We start from the raw sequence: 18,642 nt of genomic DNA on the forward strand, positions 1-18,642 counted from the left end.
TCGCTGTCGGTACAAAAACATCGGCGTTCCCATAGTCCAAACCTGCCAAAAAGGGACAGGTTTATTTTGGTCGGCTTTATCTGGGCAAATGTGGTCGTCTATCGCTATGCGTCCGAAAATCAACGCTCGTTTGTTTTCTGCCTACATTTGGAGGAAGAACTCGTGGAGGCGCGTGTCGTCGTCGAGCTCGGGGTGGAAGGTGACACCGAGCTGTTTGTCTTGACGGGCGGCGACGATACGGCCATCGACTTCGGCCAAGGCCTTGGCATTGCCGTGCACCTTGACGATGCGGGGTGCACGGATAAACGTTAACGGCACTTCACCTTCGATACCTCCTACCCACCCCTTGGTGCGAAAGCTGCCGAGCTGTCTGCCATAGGCATTACGCTCAACGAGCACATCCATGGTTGCCAGGCGCGGTGTTCCCTTGTCATCGTGGGCGGCAAGGTCGTGAGCCAGTAGAATCAGGCCGGCGCAGGTGCCCAGGACCGGCGTGCCTTCAGCGATACGGGCACGAAGCTCCTCGAGCATCCCCAGTTCGTCAAGCAGCTTGCCCTGAACGGTGGACTCGCCGCCAGGGAGGACCAGGCGATCAAAGTTCTGCCGCAAATCGGCCGCCTGCCTCAGCTCAATATAGTGTGCGCCCAGCTCGGATAGTCTTGCCTCGTGCTCGGCAAAAGCGCCTTGGACCGCCAGCACGGCGACCGTTTGGTCTGCATAATCGCTCATGTGCGATCCTTTCTGCTGGACTAGCGCCCGCGCTCCTCCATGATGATTTCAATCTCGTCGGCGTTGATGCCCACCATGGCCTCGCCCAGGTCCTCCGAAAGCTCGGCGATGAGCTTGGCATCGGTGAAGTTCGCCACGGCCTTGACGATGGCGGCGGCGCGCTTGGCAGGGTCGCCGCTCTTAAAGATGCCCGAGCCGACAAAGACGCCCTCGGCGCCCAGCTGCATCATCAGCGCGGCGTCGGCGGGGGTCGCTACGCCGCCGGCGGCAAAGTTCACCACGGGAAGCTTGCCCGTGGCATGAACCTCGCGTACCAGCTCGACCGGAACCTGCAGTTGCTTGGCTGCCTCAAAGAGCTCATCATTGCGCAGAGCGACAACGTCGCGGATCTGCTTTTGGATCTTGCGCATGTGACGCACAGCCTGAACGACGTCGCCCGTGCCCGGCTCGCCCTTGGTGCGAATCATCGTGGCGCCCTCGGCAACACGGCGTAGCGCCTCGCCCAGATTGCGGGCGCCGCAGACAAACGGCACGTCAAACTGGGTCTTGTCGATGTGATAGACGTCATCAGCAGGGGAGAGAACCTCGGACTCGTCGATGTAATCGATCTCGATGGCCTGAAGGACCTGCGCCTCGACAATGTGGCCGATGCGGCACTTGGCCATAACGGGGATGGAGACGGCCTCCTGGATGCCCTTGATCATCTTGGGGTCGCTCATGCGCGAGACGCCGCCTGCGGCACGGATGTCGGCCGGGATACGCTCGAGTGCCATGACGGCGCAGGCGCCTGCCTCCTCGGCGATGCGTGCCTGCTCGGGCGTGGTGACGTCCATGATGACGCCGCCCTTGAGCATCTGCGCGAGCTCTCGATTGAGTTTGACGCGATCGGCCTTGCTGGTCTGTTCTGCCATGGTTGCTCCCTTGGTTGGCATGTGCATTGCTTGACGGAACATCCTATCGGGGAGCTGGGTATGGCGAAATACTCAGTTTTCGAGATAATAACAAGGTCAGACTAATACCAGATTGAATGGCTTAATAAGGTCAGGTGATATGCTCATGCTTGACTACAATTTGGAAAAACGCGGCGAAGCATCGCTCTATGAATATGTTTACCAGCAAATTCGAGACGATATTGTTGCTGGGCGCATTGCGGCGGGGGAGCATCTTCCGTCTAAGCGCGCCTTTGCCAGCCATCTGGGAATCAGTGTCATTACCATCGAGAATGCATATAGCCAGCTACTTGCCGAGGGCTATATTTGCTCAATGCCGCGTCGTGGCTACTACGCTTGCGAGCTTCCGGATGCACCAGTTTTGCCTTTGGCTACGGGGAGTATCGACCGAGATGCCGTCTCTGTGGGCCCCAGCGCGCATGATGTCAACAGACAGGTCGAGCGATTCGACGCACTTTCTCCTTCCGCTTTGGAGGCGGCGCGACTTTGGCAAAGCGCGCTACGGGCGACGCTGGCATCCGAAGACGAACGCGAGATCTTTTCGCCCGCACCGGCACAGGGCACCGCTCGGCTACGACGCGCAATTGCTCACCATCTGCGCGGGACAAGGGGCATGAATATCGATCCTAATAACATTGTTATCGGCGCGGGCGCCCAGCTGCTCGATACCATGTTGGTTCAGTTGCTTGGCGCTGACAAGGTGTATGCCGTTGAGGACCCGGGCTATTTGCGTCTGACGCGCATCTACCAGGCTATGGGCTGCAAAGTTCGACATATCCCGTTGGATGATGAGGGCGTGGACTTGAACACTCTGCAGAAAAGCGGGACCGATGTCCTTCACCTGATGCCGTCCCATCAGTATCCGACCGGCCTTGTGACGAGCATTGCGCGCCGATATGCGCTGCTGAGCTGGGCCGCCGAGCGACCAGGTCGGTATCTCATTGAGGATGACTTTGATTGCGAGTTTCGTCTAGCCGGCAAGCCGATTCCCGCGCTCGCGTCGATCGATGCCGCTCAATCGGTCATCTACACCAACACGTTTTCGAAGAGCCTTTCATCGGCGTTGCGTCTAGCGTACATGGTGTTGCCTGATGAGCTAATTGAGCGGTTTAGGCGCAACCTTGGTTTTTACGCCTCGTCGGTGAGTTCTGTTGACCAGGTCGCTTTGGCTCGTTTGCTGGAATCGGGTGATTACGAGCGACATGCGAACCGCGTACGCGTTCGTGCTCGCGAGGCGCGTGATGGCCTGGCGTCGCTTGTGCGGAAAGCGTTTCCGGCAGGGGAGGTCTCGATTGAGCATGCAGACGCGGGTCTTTACTGCACTGTATTTGCGGAGCGCGGAACGGGCGGAAGCTCTTTTGCGCGGGCTCTCACGCGCTCGGGCATTCCGTTCATCGATATCAGTGACTGTTATTGGTGCGCCGATGGCGCATTTGTTCCTGAAAACTCAACTCAAATTCTTGTCCAGTATGACGACCTGAGTCCGAAAGTGCTTAATACCTTGGAATTGCAGCTAATGGGGGAGCTCTGCAATCTAAGTGAGTAGACTTTTGGTACTTTGGCGACCAGGCCGTTTTGCCACAAGCTATCTACCTGTGGTTTTGAGAAGCAGGATGACCGGTCTGATCGGGATGTTCCAAAAAGTCTACTCACTTGCCGTGCAAAGCTTCCGCATGAGAAAAAATGAGTTTTCAACAGGGCTTCGTCCAGCTCTTGGCAAGCTTTTGGCCAGTTGGGGAGGGCTGTTGAAAACTTAGCAGTCCGTTCGGTGCCATTTTTGTTGCGTTTGCGCCAATGGGAGACCGACTGGGTTGAAATCCGTGTTTTCCTGTGCCTATGAAGGATCTACTTTGTGACATATCGGCTTTTAGGTACTGGCGTTTGCCTCCTCAAGTCCGCGCTTTGTGCCCGCCGCTTCCACGACCGGAAGAAGACCGGCAGCGATATGATCTCGCCCGCAACCCGACAGCTGCGGTTGCGCTCGGTTTTCCGTTGTATACATTGGTTCGGACGAGAAACAAACGGACTTGCCCTGCCAGCATTAAGCAGCGGCTGTTTCTTGGTGAGCTCCCCAGGGAATCCGTGCTGGAAACGGAGCATGGATTTTTGGTTACGTCTCCTCTACTGACGGCATTTATCATGTCGCGGCATCTGACGGATCTCCAACTTCTTTTTGTATTGGCGGAGATGTGCGGCTTGTTTGCGGTGTGCGCCCTGCCGACGGCACTCGAGGCGGAGCTTTCGCGTGCAATTGATTCGGGTGCGATTTCGACAACGTTCGGTTGGGTGCGCTGCCCGTCCGAGAGCGGCGCCGCTTCAAATTTATGGCGTCGAGACGCTTTGGTTTTGGGCGGAGACCTTGACCGTTTTTGTTCAGATGTTTGCGGGATACGTTACGGCAATAGATTTAGGACGGTGTCGCAACTTGTTCCATTGGGTGCCGCGTCGCCTTTTGAGGTCGAGGCGTATTTGCTACTTGCACTGCCGCGATCCCTGGGAGGCGTAGGCTTTTGCGACATAGAGCTTAATGTTGAAGTGATGCTAAGCACAAGTGCTCGAGCGATTGTGGGAAAGTCCCGTGTATATATCGACATACTTCTGTCTTCGCCGGACGGCAGGCGACAGGTGGCCATTGAATGTCAGGGAAAGGCCTCGCACGGACGCGCAGGGGATGGCTTGCGTGACGCTGACCGCATGACGGCCCTTCAGGCCATGGGCTACGATGTGCTTCTCCTGACACACAGACAGATATCGGATGAGGATAGATTCCGCGCGATCGTTAAGGCCGTATGCAGGATGCTCGATGCTGAATATCGTGATAAAAGCTCAGATGAGCAAAGGGCTGAGACATTACTCAGGTCTGAACTATTCGTTGACTGGACAAAATTGGGAGTAATCGACGGAAAGATGCCCGTTAGACACAAAATGGCTCGATCGTGGACGGCTGCGAATCTAAGTGAGTAGACTTTTGGCACTTTGGCGACTAGGTCGTTTTGCAACAAGGCATTTACCTGCGGCTTTATAAAGTGATATGGATGGTCTGCTCGGCAAGTTCCAAAAAGTCTACTCACTTAGTTTTTGACGAGAAGCCGATGCCGAAGGCGGTCCTATTTCAGGTAGTTAACAAGTTTATGAGGCACGAAAAAGGCCCGAACCATGCGGTCCGGGCCTCATCGAGCTAGAGGTTATGTCTCAGGTTGCTGGCTTAGCCGAAGTAGCGCTTGAGCAGGCCGGCGAAAGCCTTGCCGTGGCGAGCCTCGTCGCGAGCCATCTCGTGCACGGTGTCGTGGATGGCATCGAGGCCAGCGGCCTTGGCGCGCTTAGCAAGATCGGTCTTGCCGGCGGTGGCGCCGTTCTCGGCCTCAACGCGCATCTCGAGGTTCTTCTTGGTGGAGTCGGTCACGACCTCGCCCAGGAGCTCGGCGAACTTGGCGGCATGCTCGGCCTCCTCGTGGGCAGCCTTCTCCCAGTACAGGCCGATCTCGGGATAACCCTCGCGATGAGCGACGCGAGCCATGGCCAGGTACATACCGACCTCGGAGCACTCGCCCTCAAAGTTGGCGCGCAGGTCGGCAACGATGTCCTCGGAGACGCCCTCCATCTTGGCGACGCCCACGACGTGCTCGGCAGCCCACTCGAGCTGACCCTCCTCCTGCTTCAGGAAACGAGAACCGGGAACGCCGCACTGGGGGCACTTAAAATCCTCGGGCAGCTGGTCGCCGTCGAACTCTTCCACATAACCGCAAACGGGGCAAACAAACTTCATGATTCGATCCTTTCGATCGATGGCGATTGTGCGCTCGTCCGGTCCCGTAAGGGCCCTCTCCGGACGTGCGTCTTGACGAGTTCTATTATCCATAAATGCAACCAAATGTGAAGCCTATTAGGAATGATTTTTAATAAAACAATTTTGAGATATGAAGATGTTGATTGATTAACGATTGGCAGGCCGTCTTTGACCGCCGCTGAGTACAATCGGGCGAGCAAATGTTGACCTATCAACAAATGAAGGAGTTTCCTTTATGCATCTAGCCCGTCGTGCCTGGTGCCGAACATATCAGACGGTTTTTCGCATTGCATTGCCGATCCTGCCCTATACCGAGCCGCGCATTTTAGAGCATGCCGAGGATGTGCCCGCGGTGCTTCAAAAGCGCTCGATCCAGAAGGTCCTTATCGTGACGGATCCCGGCATTGCCCGTCTGGGGCTCACGGCACCGCTCGAGACGGCGCTCGCATGCAGGGGGATTGGCGTTACGGTCTATGCCGAAACGCGTGCAAACCCCACGGTTTCAAACGTGGAAGAAGCGGCGTCCCTGTATCGAGAGAGCGCCTGCCAGGCCATTATCGGCTTTGGCGGTGGCTCGGCCATGGACTGTGCCAAGGGCGTGGGCGCACGCATTGCGCAGCCAAACAAGCCCATCAACAAGATGCGTGGCCTGCTGCGGATTCATCGTCGCCTGCCGCTGCTCATCGCCGTTCCCACTACCGCCGGTACGGGAAGCGAAGTCACGCTTGCGGCGGTAATTACCGATGACGGGACGCACTACAAATACCCCATTAACGACTTTGTGCTCATCCCGCGTTTTGCAGTCCACGACCCCGAGTTTACGTGCGGCTTGCCCGCTTCCATTACGGGGCAGACGGGCATGGACGCCCTGACGCATGCCGTTGAGGCCTTTATCGGGCGAAGCACCACGCCCTATACGCGCAAGATGGCGCGACAGGCGGTGCAGCTTATCCACGACAATTTGCTCGAGGCCTATGAACATGGTGACGACATGCGCGCTCGTCGCAATATGCTTTCGGCGGCGTATAAGGCGGGCGTTGCGTTTACCCGCTCCTATGTCGGATATGTGCATGCCATCGCGCACAGTCTGGGCGGCCGATACGGAATTCCGCACGGTTTGGCCAACGCGATCATCCTGCCGCACATGCTTCGCGCTTATGGTGACGCCGCCGCCCCCAAGCTTGCCGATCTTGCTCGCATGGCGGGCATTGCGCCGGCTACCGCGCAGGATAGTCTTGCGGCCGAGGCCTTTATCGATTGGGTCGACCGCATGAACGAGATCCTGGGAATCCCCAAATATGTCTCGGGCATTCGCCGCTCCGACATTCCCGAGATGGCGGCGCATGCCGATGCCGAGGCCAATCCGCTGTACCCCGTTCCGCTTTTGATGGACCGCTTGGAGCTCGAGCGTATGTACGAGGTCGTCGCGGGTGGTATGTTTGAGGACGAGAACTAGGAGGGTGCCATGAACACCGAGGAAATTGCGCGCATCGTCGGCGATCAGCGCACTTACTTTAAAACGCACGCTACGTTTGATGTTGATGCCCGACGTCGCGCGCTCGTGAGTTTACGCGATGCGGTACGGGCGCACGAGGCCGATATCGCCCATGCACTCAAGACCGATTTGGGAAAGTCGCATGACGAGGCATATATGTGCGAGATCGGCACGTCGCTTTCCGAGATTCGTCATCAGATCGCTCACGTGGCTCGATGGAGTCGTCCGCGCCTGCGTCCGTGTGACCTTGCCAACGCCGTGAGCGCGTGCAAAACGCAAGCCGTGCCCTATGGCGTCACGCTCATCATGGCTCCGTGGAACTACCCGTTTTTGCTAACACTCGAGCCGCTCGCCGGCGCCCTTGCCGCGGGCAATACCGTGGTCATCAAGCCGAGTGCCTATGCTCCGGCATCGAGCGCGGTGCTCAAGCAAATCTGTGAAGAGGCATTTGATCCGCGCCTGGTGACGGTTGTCGAGGGCGGGCGCGCCGAGAACGAAGCGTTGCTCGATGAGTGCTGGGACAAGATCTTCTTTACCGGTAGCGTTCCGGTCGGCAAGCTCGTCATGGAGCGCGCGAGTAAAAACCTCACGCCCGTGACGCTTGAGCTGGGCGGCAAGAGCCCCTGCATCGTGGATGCGACGGCAAACTTGAAGGTCGCGGCACGGCGTATCGCCTTTGGCAAATGGCTCAACGTAGGGCAGACCTGCGTGGCGCCCGACTACCTGCTGGTCGATACGCGCGTGCACGACGAGCTGCTGGGCCTCATCAAGGAAGAGGTCCGCCGTATGTTTGGCGAGCATCCGCTCGATAACGAGGATTACGGGCATATCGTCAATGCTAAGCATTTTGCGCGCGTGCGCGGGCTGATCGATCCCGATAAGGTCGTGCTGGGAGGCACGGCGCGCGAGTCGTCGCTCAAGATTGAGCCGACGATCCTAGACGGCGTGACCCCCGATGACGCCGTGATGCAGGAGGAGATCTTCGGTCCCATCTTGCCGGTGCTGACGTTTGAGAGCCTAGACGAGGCCGAAGCGTTTATTACGGATCGTCCGACGCCGCTGGCCCTGTATATCTTTAGTCAGGACCGCGCAGTTCAGCAGCGCTTCGTGCGTTACGTGCCCTTTGGCGGTGGCTGTGTCAACGACACGATCATGCACTTGGCTACGAGCCATATGGGCTTTGGCGGCATGGGCGCGAGCGGTATGGGGCAGTACCATGGACGCGAGAGCTTCGATACGTTTAGCCACAAGAAGAGTATCGTGAACAAGGCAACTTGGCTGGACGTGCCGTTTCGGTATGCGCCCTACGCAAGCTGGAAGCACAAGTTCGTGCGCATGTTTGTGCATTAGAAAAGGGCGCAGGTAATACGAACAAGTGTTCCTATTACCTGCATTTTGCGTTAGACTACTGTTATGGAGCACGGATGGGCCAACTCCCTTTAGAAGGGATTTGGTATGAACGTAAGCGATGTTATTTCGTTATTGGCGTTGTTGATTGCGGCTATCGAACTCGGTCTGTTTATCGGCCGAATGAAATAGCCGCCCCCGCGTAAGCGAAGACGGCCACTTCTCACGATGAAAACGTGTATCGGAGTTGGCAAGACCCGCGGCAACGGGTGCCATCCGTGTTCCTATCTTATCTGCAAGCGTTCTGTCGCGCAAGCGTTGAGGCAAACGATTGAAGGACGCAGACAGGATGTATTTGTGTCCGCACGGGACCGTAGACTTCTCAATAAGGTTACACACCGGTTTATCCGGCCGTTAGAGGAGCTGCTATGTACGAGCCTTCGCGTGTTCTTCTGTCGTTTCATATCGCAGGATTTCAATATGCCGACGGCGCTTTGGTCCTAGGCGATCTTAAAGCGGGCGATAAACTGACACTGTGTGCCGAGCGCGATAATCCCCATGATCCCGAGGCAGTTGCGATCTACTATGGCAAGACCAAACTTGGCTGCGTTCCGGGAAACGAGGTCGGTCCACTGTCCTTGATGATGTATTACGGCCACGAGGACGTGTTTGAGGCCCGCGTGCAACAGGTTGCCCCCGAGCGCAGCCCGTGGCACCAGGTGCGCGTTGGCCTCTATGTGGTGGATGCCCGCTAATCGGTAAGGGAGGCTGCCATGCTTGACGACGATGACCTGTTCGATTTGACGGATGATCCGTTTGAGTGGGATATGCTACTCGATGACGATGAGCTGGAGCAGGATCGCAAAAAGCAAAAGGATAAGAACGCCCAGGGCAAAGGTTCGAATAAAAAGGACGAGTGCCGCCGCGGACTGTTCGGCGGGCTCTTTGGCTAACCGCCGCATCGCTGTGTCTGTATACTTAGCACGAGTTGGATGCATTGCGAAATGAGGGCATAGACGATGATGTGGTTTACCGCCGACCTGCACCTGGGCGATACGAATATCTTGCACGACATGGATCGACCGTTTGATTCGGTCGAGGAGATGAACCGCAAGGTCATCGATGCCATCAATGAGTGCGTGGCTGCGGACGACCGCCTCTATATCCTGGGAGACTTTACGTATCGCTTGCCCATGGCGGAGGCGGTGCGCCTGCGCGAGCGTATCGAATGCAAGAATGCGACGCTCATCCGCGGTAACCATGACGGCGACTGGGAAGATCCCGACGCCCCGCAAATTTGGGAAGACGTGCGCGATTACCTGGAGATTGCTCCCGGCTATGCCAAGGGTCATCGTCTGGTGATGAGCCACTACCCCATGCTCAGCTGGAACGGCAAGGCACGTGGCGCCATTATGCTGCATGGGCATATCCACAGCAGGGGTGACCGCACCAACGCACGCAACCGCGATCGCGAGCGCCCCATTTACCGCTACGATGTGGGCCTCGACGCCAATGACTACAAGCCCGTAAGTCGTGATCAAATCCTCGGCTATTTTGGACTGTAATTTTCAAACTGTCACTCAAACCACCACAAAGGGGACAGGCACCTTTGTGGTGGTTCTGGCGCCGTTGCCATTATGGCGGCGGCGCCTTTTTTGTCCGTGCGGCGCGGTAGAGTGTAGGCGGTCGAAATTTGCGTCCATCGAGGAGCTGCTATGAACGAGATTAAGTGCCCGCATTGCGGCGAAGTTTTTAAGGTCGATGCGTCCGGCTATGCGGATATCGTCAAGCAAGTACGCGATGCCGAGTTTTCGCGCGACCTGGACGAGCGTGTGAAGGCAGTCCAGCGCGAGGGCGAGCAAGCGCTGGAGCTTGAGCGCTCGCGTTCGACGGCTGCCTTGCAAAAGGCAGAGTCTCAGCGCAACGCTCAGCTTGTCGAGCAGAAGAACACTGCGGATCAGAAACTGGCGCAAGAGGTTGCCAAGCGCGATGCTGAGCTTGCCGAGCTGCGCGCTAAGCTCGAGGGCGCTGCCGCAGAGCGCGAGAGTGCAAGCCAGCGCGCGGCGGTAGAGGCACGAGCCAATGCTCAAAAGGAAAATGCCGAACTCCAGCGTGAGATTGATAGCCTGCGTGCGCAGCTTGGGCGCAAAGATGACGAAGCAAAGCTTGCCGAGTCGGCGGCGCGCAACGCTGCTCAAAACGATTTAGCTGCGCGCGACGCTCAGATTGCCGAGCTGCAGGCCAGGCTCGCCGCGGCGGACAAAGCCCAGGAGATGGCGCTTGCCGCTGCCGCGGCAGAGTCGCAGCGTGAGCTCGATGCCGCTCGCAGCGAGGCCGAGCGCGCGCTTACTGACTATCGCGCGAAGGTGCAAGAGAAGTTCTCCGCCGCAAAGGCTCAGTCCGAGCAAGAGGCCGAGGGCCTGCGTGCCCAGCTGCGCGAGCAGGAACTGATGGCAAAAATGAACCTGTCAGAGGCGGTCGCCGCGGCGGAGCGTGAGCGCGATGAGGCACGTGCCAAACTGACGAGCGAGCTGGCAGTGCGCGATTCTCGCGAGGAGCAGGCCAAGGCGGCACACGAGCTCGAGCTTGCGCAGGCCAAGCGTGCGAGCGATGACCTGATTCGCTACAAGGATGAAGAGATCGAGCGCCTTAAGGACATGAAGGTCCGCCTGTCCACCAAGATGGTGGGCGAGTCGCTCGAGCAGCACTGTGAGACCGAGTTTAACCGTCTGCGCATGACGGCGTTTCCTAACGCGTACTTCGAGAAGGATAACGATGCGTCCGAGGGTACCAAGGGCGACTTTATCTTCCGCGAGTGCGACGCGAGCGGCAACGAGGTCATTTCGATTATGTTCGAGATGAAAAACGAGAACGACGAGACTGCGACCAAGCACAAAAACGAGGACTTCTTTAAGAAGCTCGATCACGATCGCCGCCAAAAAGGCTGCGAGTACGCGGTGCTCTGCACGTTGCTCGAACCCGAGAGCGAGCTTTACAACGCCGGCATCGTGGACGTGAGCTATCGCTACGAGAAGATGTACGTGATTCGCCCACAGTTCTTTATTCCCATGATCACGCTTCTTCGCAACGCCGCCATGGGTTCGCTGCGCTATAAGCAGGAACTGGCGGAGTACAAACAGCAGAATATCGACGTCACGAACTTCGAAGCCAAGATGGAAAAGTTCAAGAATGATTTCGGTCGCAACTACGAGATCGCGAGCCGCAAGTTCCAAACGGCGATTGATGAGATCGACAAGACGATTAGCCATCTGCAGAAAACCAAGGAGGCGTTGCTGTCCTCCGAGAACAATCTGCGCCTAGCCAACAAGAAGGCCGACGATCTTACCATTCGCAAGCTCACGTGGGGCAACAAGACCATGAAGGCCGCGTTTGACGAGGCGCGCGGGGCTGCGACAGAGACAAACGATGAGCCAGCCGAGGCGGATTCGTATGAGGTCGAGGATACCGAGTAGGGGATAGCGTATCGCGCAAAAAACGGGGCCGCTGGCGATATTGCCAACGGCCCCGCTTGTTTCGTTCCAGCATGTTCGGCTAGTCCTCGAGCAGGTCCTCGATAAAGCCGACGCGGTAGTTTTTGAAGATGACCTCGCCGCCGTCTTGCGTGGCGTCCAGATCGACATCGCCCATGATGCCAAAATCGTGGTCGCCATCCTCGTCGGCAAAGATCTGGTGCACGTGCCATATGTGCGCGGTCTTCTCGTCGGACTCGTCAATGGAAAACATCGCGGCGCTGCGGGCATCTCCGTCGGTGAGGATTTCCTCGTGCTGCTCGTGGTAAGCGTCGAGTGCTTTTTGCCAGCGGATCTCGCTCATGCCCCAGTCGTCGTCGAGCTCGCCCAGGTCGCGAACGTGCTCGCGGGCGGCAAGGGTCACGCGGCGGAAGAGCGCGTTGCGCACCAATAGCGTGCAGCCGCGACGGTCCGCCACGACCTCGTCGATGCCCTGCGGCGGCGCAGCATCGAGGGCTGTCGGGTTGCCGGCGTTCTCCCACTCATCCACCAGGCTCGAGTCCACCGAGCGCACCACAAAGCCCAGCCACGAGATAATGTCGCGCAGGCGCTCGTCGCGCTTCTCGATGGGCACGGTGCGGTCGAGTGAACGGTAGGCCTCTGCCAGGTAACGCAGCAAAATGCCCTCGGAGCGGGCGATGCCGAGCTTTTGGATATAGCCCTTAAAATCGCTCGCGCTTTCCAGCATATCGCGCAGGACGCTCTTGGGAGAGAGCTGGTAGTCGTTGGCCCAGGGTACTTCCTGGCAGTACTTGTCGAAGGCGGCATCGAGCAAGTCCTCGAGCGGCTTTTCGTAGGTGACATCCTGGATGCGCTCCAGGCGTTCCTCATAATCGACGCCGTCAGCCTTCATTTCGGCCATCGCGCGGTCGCGCGCGGCGCGCTCCTGTGCGCGCAATACCTGCTTGGGATCCTCGAGCGTTGCCTCGACCATTGAGATCAGATCCATGGTATAGGTCTCGCTCTCGGGGTCGAGCAGCTCCAACGCGGCAAGCAAGAACGGCGAGAGCGGCTGATCGAGTGCGAAGTCCTCGGGCAGATCGACCGTCAGCGCGTAGTCGATGTCCGGCGCGGCGTCAGCCGGAGCGTCGGGCGCGGGCGGCACCTCGGTGCGAACGACGACGCCGGAATCGATGAGTGTGGCGAAGATTTCGTCGGCGCGAACCTCGAGCTTGGCCTTTTCCTCGGGAGTCTGCAGGCTCGTTTCGATGAGGTCGTGTACGCGGGCTCGGGCATCGCCGCCCTGCTCGACCACGCTAATCACCATGGAGTGTGTGATGCGAAGGCGCGGCTTGAGCGTCTCGGGCTGCGTCTCGATCAGGCGCTCAAAGGTCTGCTTGTTCCAGGTGACAAAGCCCTCGGGGGCCTTTTTCTTTTTAATCTTGCGGAGCTTCTTGGGGTCGTCGCCCGCCTTGGCCATGAGCTTAGCGTTCTCGATCTCGTGCTCCGGGGCCTCGGCGATGACCATGCCCTCGGTATCGAAGCCCGAACGGCCGGCGCGACCAGCGATCTGATGGAACTCACGGGCGCGCAGGCGACGCATCTTGTAGCCGTCGAACTTGGTGAGCGCGGTGAGCACCACGGTGTGGATGGGCACGTTGATGCCGACGCCGAGCGTATCGGTACCGCAGATGACGGGCAGCAGGCCCTGCTGCGCCAAGCGCTCGACCAGCAGGCGATAGCGCGGCAACATGCCAGCATGGTGCACGCCGACGCCGCATCCAAGCAGGCGTTTGAGAATCTTACCAAAGGCCGTCGAGAAGCTCGTGCCCTTGGCCGCCTCTTTGATGGCCTCGCGCTGCTCCTTGCTGGCGATGCCAAAATTGGCGAGCGACTGTGCCGTCGCAAGGGCGGCATCCTGGCTAAAGTGCACGATATAGAGCGGGGCCTCGCCGCGGCGCATAGCGAGCTCGACGGTGCCCTCGAGGGAGGTCGTCACATAGTCGTAGTTCAGCGGAACAGGACGCGGGGCGTCGACAACCAAGTCGCAAGCAGCGCCGGTGTGTTCCTCGAGCGAGGCGGCGATCGCGGTGACATCGCCGAGCGTGGCGCTCATGAGCATAAACTGCGTGTGGGGCAGGGTGAGCAGCGGCACCTGCCATGCCCAGCCGCGGTCGGGGTCGGCAAAGTAGTGGAACTCGTCCATGGCCACGCAGCCCACGTCGGCGCCCTCGCCCTCGCGCAGTGCATCGTTGGCAAGGATTTCGGCCGTGCAGCAGATGACGGGCGCCTTAGTGTTGATGTGCGTATCGCCGGTGATCATGCCAACGTTATCGCGGCCGAGTACCTGTACCAGATCGAAGAACTTTTCGCTGACCAGGGCCTTGATGGGGGCCGTGTAATAGCAGCGCTTGCCCTGCGCCATGCCCATAAAGAGCATGCCCAGCGCGACGAGCGATTTACCCGATCCGGTCGGTGTGCCCAAAATGACGTGATCGCCGGCGGCCAGGTCCATGAGGGCCTCTTCTTGGTGACCCCACAGCTCGATGCCGCGGCTGCTCGTCCATTCAAAGAAGCGTTCGAAGGCCTGATCGGGCGTGAGCCACGGTTCGGGCTCACTGCCGTCCTCGGGCTCCCACCAGGTGGGGGAGAGCGCGCCGAGCGAGCCGAACTCGGCTTCGGTTCCCGTGCCGCCCGAGAATGAGCTGGCGGCCCCGGCGCCGGAGACGGTACTGGCGGCGGTATCTGTCGTGGTCTGTGTCATGTGTTTGCTTTCTCTCGCGATTGTCCGCCAACTATTATGGCGTAGCAGCGGCGTGGGGTGCCAGCGCGCGAGAAAATGCAGGAAATGGGCGTTCTGCCCAGCCGTTTGGTGCAGTCGCCAGCTAAGTGAGTAGACTTTTTTCAATGTCGCGAGCACATGGCTTTTGCGCAAGGGTTCTACCTGCGGTTTTAGTTTTCGTTATGCGGGTTGTGCTTGGCTATTGCAAAAAAGTCTACTCACTTAGGTTTGAGGGTCGTTCGCTGGCGCCTATTTTCACTTGTTTGCCGACGCCGCGACCATCAGAAGCCCCTAGGACCCCTGCGGCAGGCGTTTTTTGCCTTTGCGAGCACGGTTTCTAAAGTTCTCGACGGCTTCTTCCATGCCCAGGGGTACATAGGTGAGCTCATCGAGGTTTTCGGGCAGGTAGCAGGTAAGGCTTTGCTCCTGCGCGCGGCCCGCCGCGAGCTGCTCTTCGATGGGTTCCGCGCCGGGCGTAGCGCAAATGCCATAGACGGCGGCACCCATCTCGCGCGTGCGGCGCTCGTACTCGGTCTCGGGATGCTCGGGATGGTCGCGGCGGACGTCGTCGCTTACCCAAAGCGTATCGTAGCCGGCCGCGGCAAACTGTCCCAGGGCGTAATCGCGCAACGGCTTGCTATCGGTGCGCAGTGTGACGGTAGCGCCGGCTGCAAAGAGCGGGCGGTAGAGCATCAGATGGTCGACATGGACGAGTCGTTTTTTAGCGTACTTGGCCTTGGGCTGCGGCGTGGGAAAGTTAATGGTGATGGCATCGAGCTCGCCTGCGGCAAACAGCCGTGGCAGCGATGCGGTGCCTCGGGGCAGGACGAGTGCGTTGGATAGCCCCTGTTCGCAGATTTTCTGCGCGGCATAGGCGATGCAGATGGGCTCCTGGTCCATGCCGATAAAGAGGGCATCGGGCTCGCGGTGGGCGCGCTCTACAAGGTACGTTCCCTTGCCACAGCCAAGATCCAGGTGAAGGTGCTCGAAGGGCTTGCTGCCTGCGGGCGCACAGGCCTTGCGCCAATCTCCGGCATAAGCCTCGGGGTTTGTCTCAATCGCATCGGCGTAGCGTTCCAGGCGCTCCTCGAGCACAAAGTTCTTAGGCGTGCGAACGTGGACGGCTCCCATGAGGCTCCTTGGTCATAAGTATGGAACGCATAGCTGCACGTTCCGTCAATGGATTGAAAAAGGGCGGGCATAGTTTGCCCGGAAGATGCGGTGCGGCTCGGCGGCGAGTCGTCGATGCCTACAGGCGCTTGAGAATCACATAGCGGTTGAGCTCGCCGCTACGACCGTCGGCATGGAAGCGCTCAAGCTCACGCACGGGGACCTCGCCGCTCTTGTAGAACGTACGGACGCCGCGCACCAGGTCGGTGATCTGCTGATCGTCAAAGTGATGGCAATAGCGGTAGGCGTGGCGGTCGTTTTGCCAGCCAATGAGGTGGTCGCCGGCTTCAAACTGCGCGGAATCGTAACCCTCAAACGGCGGGGTGAGCTCGGCACGGGCTTCGGCTCGAACGGCCTTGCGCGCCATGCGCTCATCGTTCATAAACTCCCAAAAGCTGATGGCGATGATGCCGCCCGGGCGCGTCTGCCGCACCAGGGCGTCGAGCACGCGTACGCGGTACTCGCACGACGGCACGTGGTGCATAAAGCCAAAGCAGACCGAGATGTCGGCGAGCGGGGCGTCGAAAAGCACGTCGGGTGTTTCGGCGGGGTTGAGCTTCATGAGGGCGTCGAGCACGTCGAGTTCCTGGAAGTGCAGGTTGGGAATGCGAAGCGCGTGGCCATGTGCATCGATGGCCAGGTCTTGGCACGAGTCGACGCCATAGAACTCAAACGGGCAGCTGGCATCTGCCGAGGGGTTTGCGCCGTCGACACCCTTGGCGGCAAGTGCGCCGCCGGCTGCAAAGTTCTCGAATCGCATATTGCCGCAGGCGAGATCGAAGACGCGGACGGGATGCTCGATCGTGGCGACGTCGAGCTGCCCGAGCGCGATGTCCATGGTGCGTACCCAGCCGGGCCACGGGGCCTGGCGCGTATCGGAGAAGGAGGCGGAGTGCTCGCGATAGAACGTGTTGTTGAGCTGGATGAGCGATGAGGCGAAATCGCGGTTCACGGCGCGGGACTCCCTCCGTTGGCGGTGCGGAATAAACAGTACGACCATACTACCGTTAACGCCGCAACGGGGACAACCAAGCTACGGGTCATTGCTTTGTTTGGACACATTTCCGCAGCTCATATGTGCCCGCAACCGCCGGTTGTCAAAAATCTCACTAGAATAGGTGGCATGCTCTTGGCGGTGGCGGATAGATTTTTAACTGTGCAAGGCGCCTTAAGAACAAAAACGGTCCGGCGGCACGGCTGGCATCACATAGGAGGAACCATGAATGTAGAAACTGCGCAGCGGCTCGCCGACCTTCGTCGCAGCAAGGGTTTTAGCCAAGAAGGGCTGGCGCGAAAGCTGGGGCTGTCGCGCCAGGCAGTCAGTAAATGGGAGCGCGCGGAGAGCTCGCCCGATACCGAGAACCTGATCTCGCTCGCCAAACTCTATGGCGTGAGCCTGGACGAGCTGCTCAATCCGAGCGACGAGATCGAGGACGATATCGAGTTTGAGAACGAGGACCGCGCCCGTCAGCGCGAGGCCGAGGCGGCAGAGCGTGCTCGCACCCATGAGGCGGCGGCACGCGCCACGGAGGCAGCTACGCAGGCAAGTGATGCCGCAGCCAAGGCGGCGCAGGCGGCAAGCTGGAGTGCGCAGGCCGCCAATGCCGCTACGGCGCAGGCGACGAGTGGCACCGCGGTTGGCTCGACTCCGGTGAAGGGCCCGTTCCAGTCGTTCCCGTATTGGGCCGTGTGCTGGCTGCTGTTCTTTTTGCTGATGTTCCTGTTTGGTGCCGGCCCCTTTGCCGCGCTGATCTTCTTTACGATTCCCATCTATCACTGGGTGGCGCGTGCGCTCGATGGTGATTGGGCGCGCGGGGATATTCAGGTTGGTCCGGCGTCGGTGGCGATCAAGGCCCAGGGGAAGGATGCTTCTGCGGAACCCGATGCTGACGTGGCTACCACGACCACCGCTGAGCCATGTGCCAAAGAGGGTGACGAATGATGAAGCTTTCGCATGAATCCAAGGTACGCCTGGGTGTTGGCATCGGAGCGTTTGTGCTCATTGTTGGGCTTGTCTTTGGCGTTTCGCGGACATTGATTCATTTTGATGGCCCGTGGGATCTCGACGATGTTGTATCCGGCTTGTCTGGTATGGACGATGCGCTTGACGAGGACGATCTTTTGGATAGCGGTAACTATTCCGCTCGGCCTCAACAGCTTTCGAGCGAAACGTTTGATGCCGACGCGTTCACATCGCTTGATTTGGACGTGACGTCGGGCACGGTCGAGGTCAAACACGTCTCCGGCGGGCCAGTGCGCGTAATTGAAAGCGGTCGCGTGGCAACGGGGACCGTTGCCTTCGATGCGGCAACCCAGAACCTGGCCGAAATCAAGGGTTCTACGCTCAAGATTCGCCAGTTCGATTGCGATGACGAGCGCGCCATTGACCGCACGGTTACCGTCGAACTGCCGCGCGATGTTGCCGATAACATGGTGGGCATCACAGCGAATGTGGGATCGGGTGATCTGACGGTCGCGGGCATTGCGTGTCATGACCTCAACCTGACTTTGGACTCGGGAGACGTCGAGTTTACGGGTACCGTGACCGATACCCTGAATGCCGAGGTCGGTTCGGGCGATGTGACGTTCGAGCTCTACCAGGCCCCCGCGAAGTCGATGGACGTGAGCGTGGGCTCGGGCGATGTGGAGATGACGGTTCCGAACTCGACGGGCTTTAAGGCGAGCCTCACCTTGGGCAGCGGCGACTTCGAGAGCGATTTCCTTCCGCTTGGCTACGACGGCGAGACCGTTTTGAATCTTGAATTCGATAACGGCGATAAGTCTGCCACGTATCGTTTTGAGGTCGGTTCGGGCGACATGTCGTTTGATTCGGAGTAGTGAGGCAGACGAAAGCCTAGGCGAAGATATAGACGCGCTGTTTGGTGAAGGCGTCGAAGCCGAGATTGGCTTCG

General features: G+C 59.0%; 17 protein-coding genes. 11 read left to right on the plus strand and 6 right to left on the minus strand.

The features are described from left to right. Positions 1-141 precede the first annotated feature (141 nt). Together pdxT and pdxS are read right to left on the minus strand one after the other, a co-directional pair. Positions 142-729 (minus strand): pyridoxal 5'-phosphate synthase glutaminase subunit PdxT, encoded by a 588-nt coding sequence (gene pdxT / locus DW870_RS06985; RefSeq protein WP_117769826.1) that lies wholly within the window; start codon positions 727-729, stop codon positions 142-144. A 20-nt stretch (positions 730-749) separates the two neighbouring features. Continuing rightward, the gene (gene pdxS, locus DW870_RS06990; protein ID WP_117769825.1) at positions 750-1,640 is read right to left on the minus strand and encodes a pyridoxal 5'-phosphate synthase lyase subunit PdxS; all 891 of its coding nucleotides are present in this window, start codon (positions 1,638-1,640) and stop codon (positions 750-752) included. A gap of 139 nt (positions 1,641-1,779) precedes the next feature. Between pdxS and DW870_RS06995 the strand changes: the two genes are divergently transcribed. From DW870_RS06995 to DW870_RS07000, 3 genes are all read left to right on the plus strand, one after another. Next, complete coding sequence (locus tag DW870_RS06995) at positions 1,780-3,225, plus strand: PLP-dependent aminotransferase family protein (RefSeq protein ID WP_117769824.1); 1,446 nt, start codon at positions 1,780-1,782, stop codon at positions 3,223-3,225. Positions 3,226-3,292: 67 nt separating this feature from the next. Then, positions 3,293-3,436 carry a hypothetical protein gene (locus tag DW870_RS09330; RefSeq protein ID WP_158556896.1) on the plus strand — a complete coding sequence of 48 codons (144 nt, stop codon included), beginning with the start codon at positions 3,293-3,295 and terminating at the stop codon, positions 3,434-3,436. 325 nt (positions 3,437-3,761) lie between these two features. Continuing rightward, complete coding sequence (locus DW870_RS07000) at positions 3,762-4,643, plus strand: hypothetical protein (protein ID WP_117769823.1); 882 nt, start codon at positions 3,762-3,764, stop codon at positions 4,641-4,643. Positions 4,644-4,884: 241 nt separating this feature from the next. On the opposite strand, the gene DW870_RS07005 is transcribed toward DW870_RS07000, so the two are convergent. Next, the gene (locus DW870_RS07005; RefSeq protein WP_070097113.1) at positions 4,885-5,448 is read right to left on the minus strand and encodes a ferritin family protein; all 564 of its coding nucleotides are present in this window, start codon (positions 5,446-5,448) and stop codon (positions 4,885-4,887) included. A 253-nt stretch (positions 5,449-5,701) separates the two neighbouring features. Here DW870_RS07005 and DW870_RS07010 point away from each other — a divergent pair, with 253 nt between their 5' ends. The 6 genes from DW870_RS07010 to DW870_RS07035 all read left to right on the plus strand — a co-directional run bounded on the left by DW870_RS07010 (position 5,702) and on the right by DW870_RS07035 (position 11,781). Beyond that, positions 5,702-6,922: an iron-containing alcohol dehydrogenase gene (locus tag DW870_RS07010; RefSeq protein ID WP_117769822.1), complete on the plus strand. Its 1,221-nt coding sequence runs from the start codon at positions 5,702-5,704 to the stop codon at positions 6,920-6,922. 9 nt (positions 6,923-6,931) lie between these two features. Beyond that, on the plus strand, positions 6,932-8,311 hold the full coding sequence (locus tag DW870_RS07015) for an aldehyde dehydrogenase (RefSeq protein ID WP_117769821.1): 1,380 nt from the start codon (positions 6,932-6,934) through the stop codon (positions 8,309-8,311). Positions 8,312-8,736: 425 nt separating this feature from the next. Next, on the plus strand, positions 8,737-9,063 hold the full coding sequence (locus tag DW870_RS07020; RefSeq protein WP_117769820.1) for an HIRAN domain-containing protein: 327 nt from the start codon (positions 8,737-8,739) through the stop codon (positions 9,061-9,063). Positions 9,064-9,081: 18 nt separating this feature from the next. Continuing rightward, positions 9,082-9,261 (plus strand): hypothetical protein, encoded by a 180-nt coding sequence (locus tag DW870_RS07025; RefSeq protein WP_117769819.1) that lies wholly within the window; start codon positions 9,082-9,084, stop codon positions 9,259-9,261. Positions 9,262-9,327: 66 nt separating this feature from the next. Next, on the plus strand, positions 9,328-9,873 hold the full coding sequence (locus DW870_RS07030; RefSeq protein ID WP_117769818.1) for a metallophosphoesterase: 546 nt from the start codon (positions 9,328-9,330) through the stop codon (positions 9,871-9,873). A 150-nt stretch (positions 9,874-10,023) separates the two neighbouring features. Further along, a complete protein-coding gene (locus DW870_RS07035; protein ID WP_117769817.1) occupies positions 10,024-11,781 on the plus strand; it encodes a DUF2130 domain-containing protein in 1,758 nt (585 codons plus the stop codon). A 79-nt stretch (positions 11,782-11,860) separates the two neighbouring features. On the opposite strand, the gene DW870_RS07040 is transcribed toward DW870_RS07035, so the two are convergent. The 3 genes from DW870_RS07040 to DW870_RS07050 form a co-directional block, all read right to left on the minus strand. Further along, the gene (locus tag DW870_RS07040) at positions 11,861-14,542 is read right to left on the minus strand and encodes an RNA helicase (protein ID WP_117769816.1); all 2,682 of its coding nucleotides are present in this window, start codon (positions 14,540-14,542) and stop codon (positions 11,861-11,863) included. A gap of 309 nt (positions 14,543-14,851) precedes the next feature. After that, complete coding sequence (locus DW870_RS07045) at positions 14,852-15,691, minus strand: tRNA (guanosine(46)-N(7))-methyltransferase TrmB (protein WP_117769815.1); 840 nt, start codon at positions 15,689-15,691, stop codon at positions 14,852-14,854. 118 nt (positions 15,692-15,809) lie between these two features. Then, entirely contained in the window at positions 15,810-16,682 is an 873-nt protein-coding gene (locus tag DW870_RS07050) for a hypothetical protein (protein WP_055250686.1), read from the minus strand. Between the two features lie 267 nt (positions 16,683-16,949). Between DW870_RS07050 and DW870_RS07055 the strand changes: the two genes are divergently transcribed. Then, entirely contained in the window at positions 16,950-17,672 is a 723-nt protein-coding gene (locus DW870_RS07055; protein ID WP_117769814.1) for a helix-turn-helix domain-containing protein, read from the plus strand. Then, positions 17,672-18,568 carry a DUF4097 family beta strand repeat-containing protein gene (locus DW870_RS07060; protein WP_158556895.1) on the plus strand — a complete coding sequence of 299 codons (897 nt, stop codon included), beginning with the start codon at positions 17,672-17,674 and terminating at the stop codon, positions 18,566-18,568. The genes DW870_RS07055 and DW870_RS07060 overlap by 1 nt, the downstream gene beginning before the upstream one ends. Positions 18,569-18,642 lie beyond the last annotated feature (74 nt).

Source organism: Collinsella sp. AM38-1BH (genome assembly GCF_003467545.1).
Classification (GTDB): Bacteria; Actinomycetota; Coriobacteriia; order Coriobacteriales; family Coriobacteriaceae; genus Collinsella.

Excerpts from the sequence above, each read along its gene's own strand:
- DW870_RS07060 (WP_158556895.1), top strand. The coding sequence starts at position 17,672 with ATGAAGCTTTCGCATGAATCCAAGGTACGCCTGGGTGTTGGCATCGGA.
- DW870_RS07025 (WP_117769819.1), top strand. The coding sequence starts at position 9,082 with ATGCTTGACGACGATGACCTGTTCGATTTGACGGATGATCCGTTTGAG.
- DW870_RS07020 (WP_117769820.1), top strand. The coding sequence starts at position 8,737 with ATGTACGAGCCTTCGCGTGTTCTTCTGTCGTTTCATATCGCAGGATTT.
- DW870_RS07040 (WP_117769816.1), bottom strand. The coding sequence starts at position 14,542 with ATGACACAGACCACGACAGATACCGCCGCCAGTACCGTCTCCGGCGCC.
- DW870_RS07055 (WP_117769814.1), top strand. The coding sequence starts at position 16,950 with ATGAATGTAGAAACTGCGCAGCGGCTCGCCGACCTTCGTCGCAGCAAG.
- DW870_RS07010 (WP_117769822.1), top strand. The coding sequence starts at position 5,702 with ATGCATCTAGCCCGTCGTGCCTGGTGCCGAACATATCAGACGGTTTTT.
- DW870_RS07030 (WP_117769818.1), top strand. The coding sequence starts at position 9,328 with ATGATGTGGTTTACCGCCGACCTGCACCTGGGCGATACGAATATCTTG.
- DW870_RS07045 (WP_117769815.1), bottom strand. The coding sequence starts at position 15,691 with ATGGGAGCCGTCCACGTTCGCACGCCTAAGAACTTTGTGCTCGAGGAG.
- DW870_RS06995 (WP_117769824.1), top strand. The coding sequence starts at position 1,780 with ATGCTCATGCTTGACTACAATTTGGAAAAACGCGGCGAAGCATCGCTC.
- DW870_RS07035 (WP_117769817.1), top strand. The coding sequence starts at position 10,024 with ATGAACGAGATTAAGTGCCCGCATTGCGGCGAAGTTTTTAAGGTCGAT.
- pdxT (WP_117769826.1), bottom strand. The coding sequence starts at position 729 with ATGAGCGATTATGCAGACCAAACGGTCGCCGTGCTGGCGGTCCAAGGC.
- DW870_RS09330 (WP_158556896.1), top strand. The coding sequence starts at position 3,293 with ATGACCGGTCTGATCGGGATGTTCCAAAAAGTCTACTCACTTGCCGTG.
- pdxS (WP_117769825.1), bottom strand. The coding sequence starts at position 1,640 with ATGGCAGAACAGACCAGCAAGGCCGATCGCGTCAAACTCAATCGAGAG.
- DW870_RS07015 (WP_117769821.1), top strand. The coding sequence starts at position 6,932 with ATGAACACCGAGGAAATTGCGCGCATCGTCGGCGATCAGCGCACTTAC.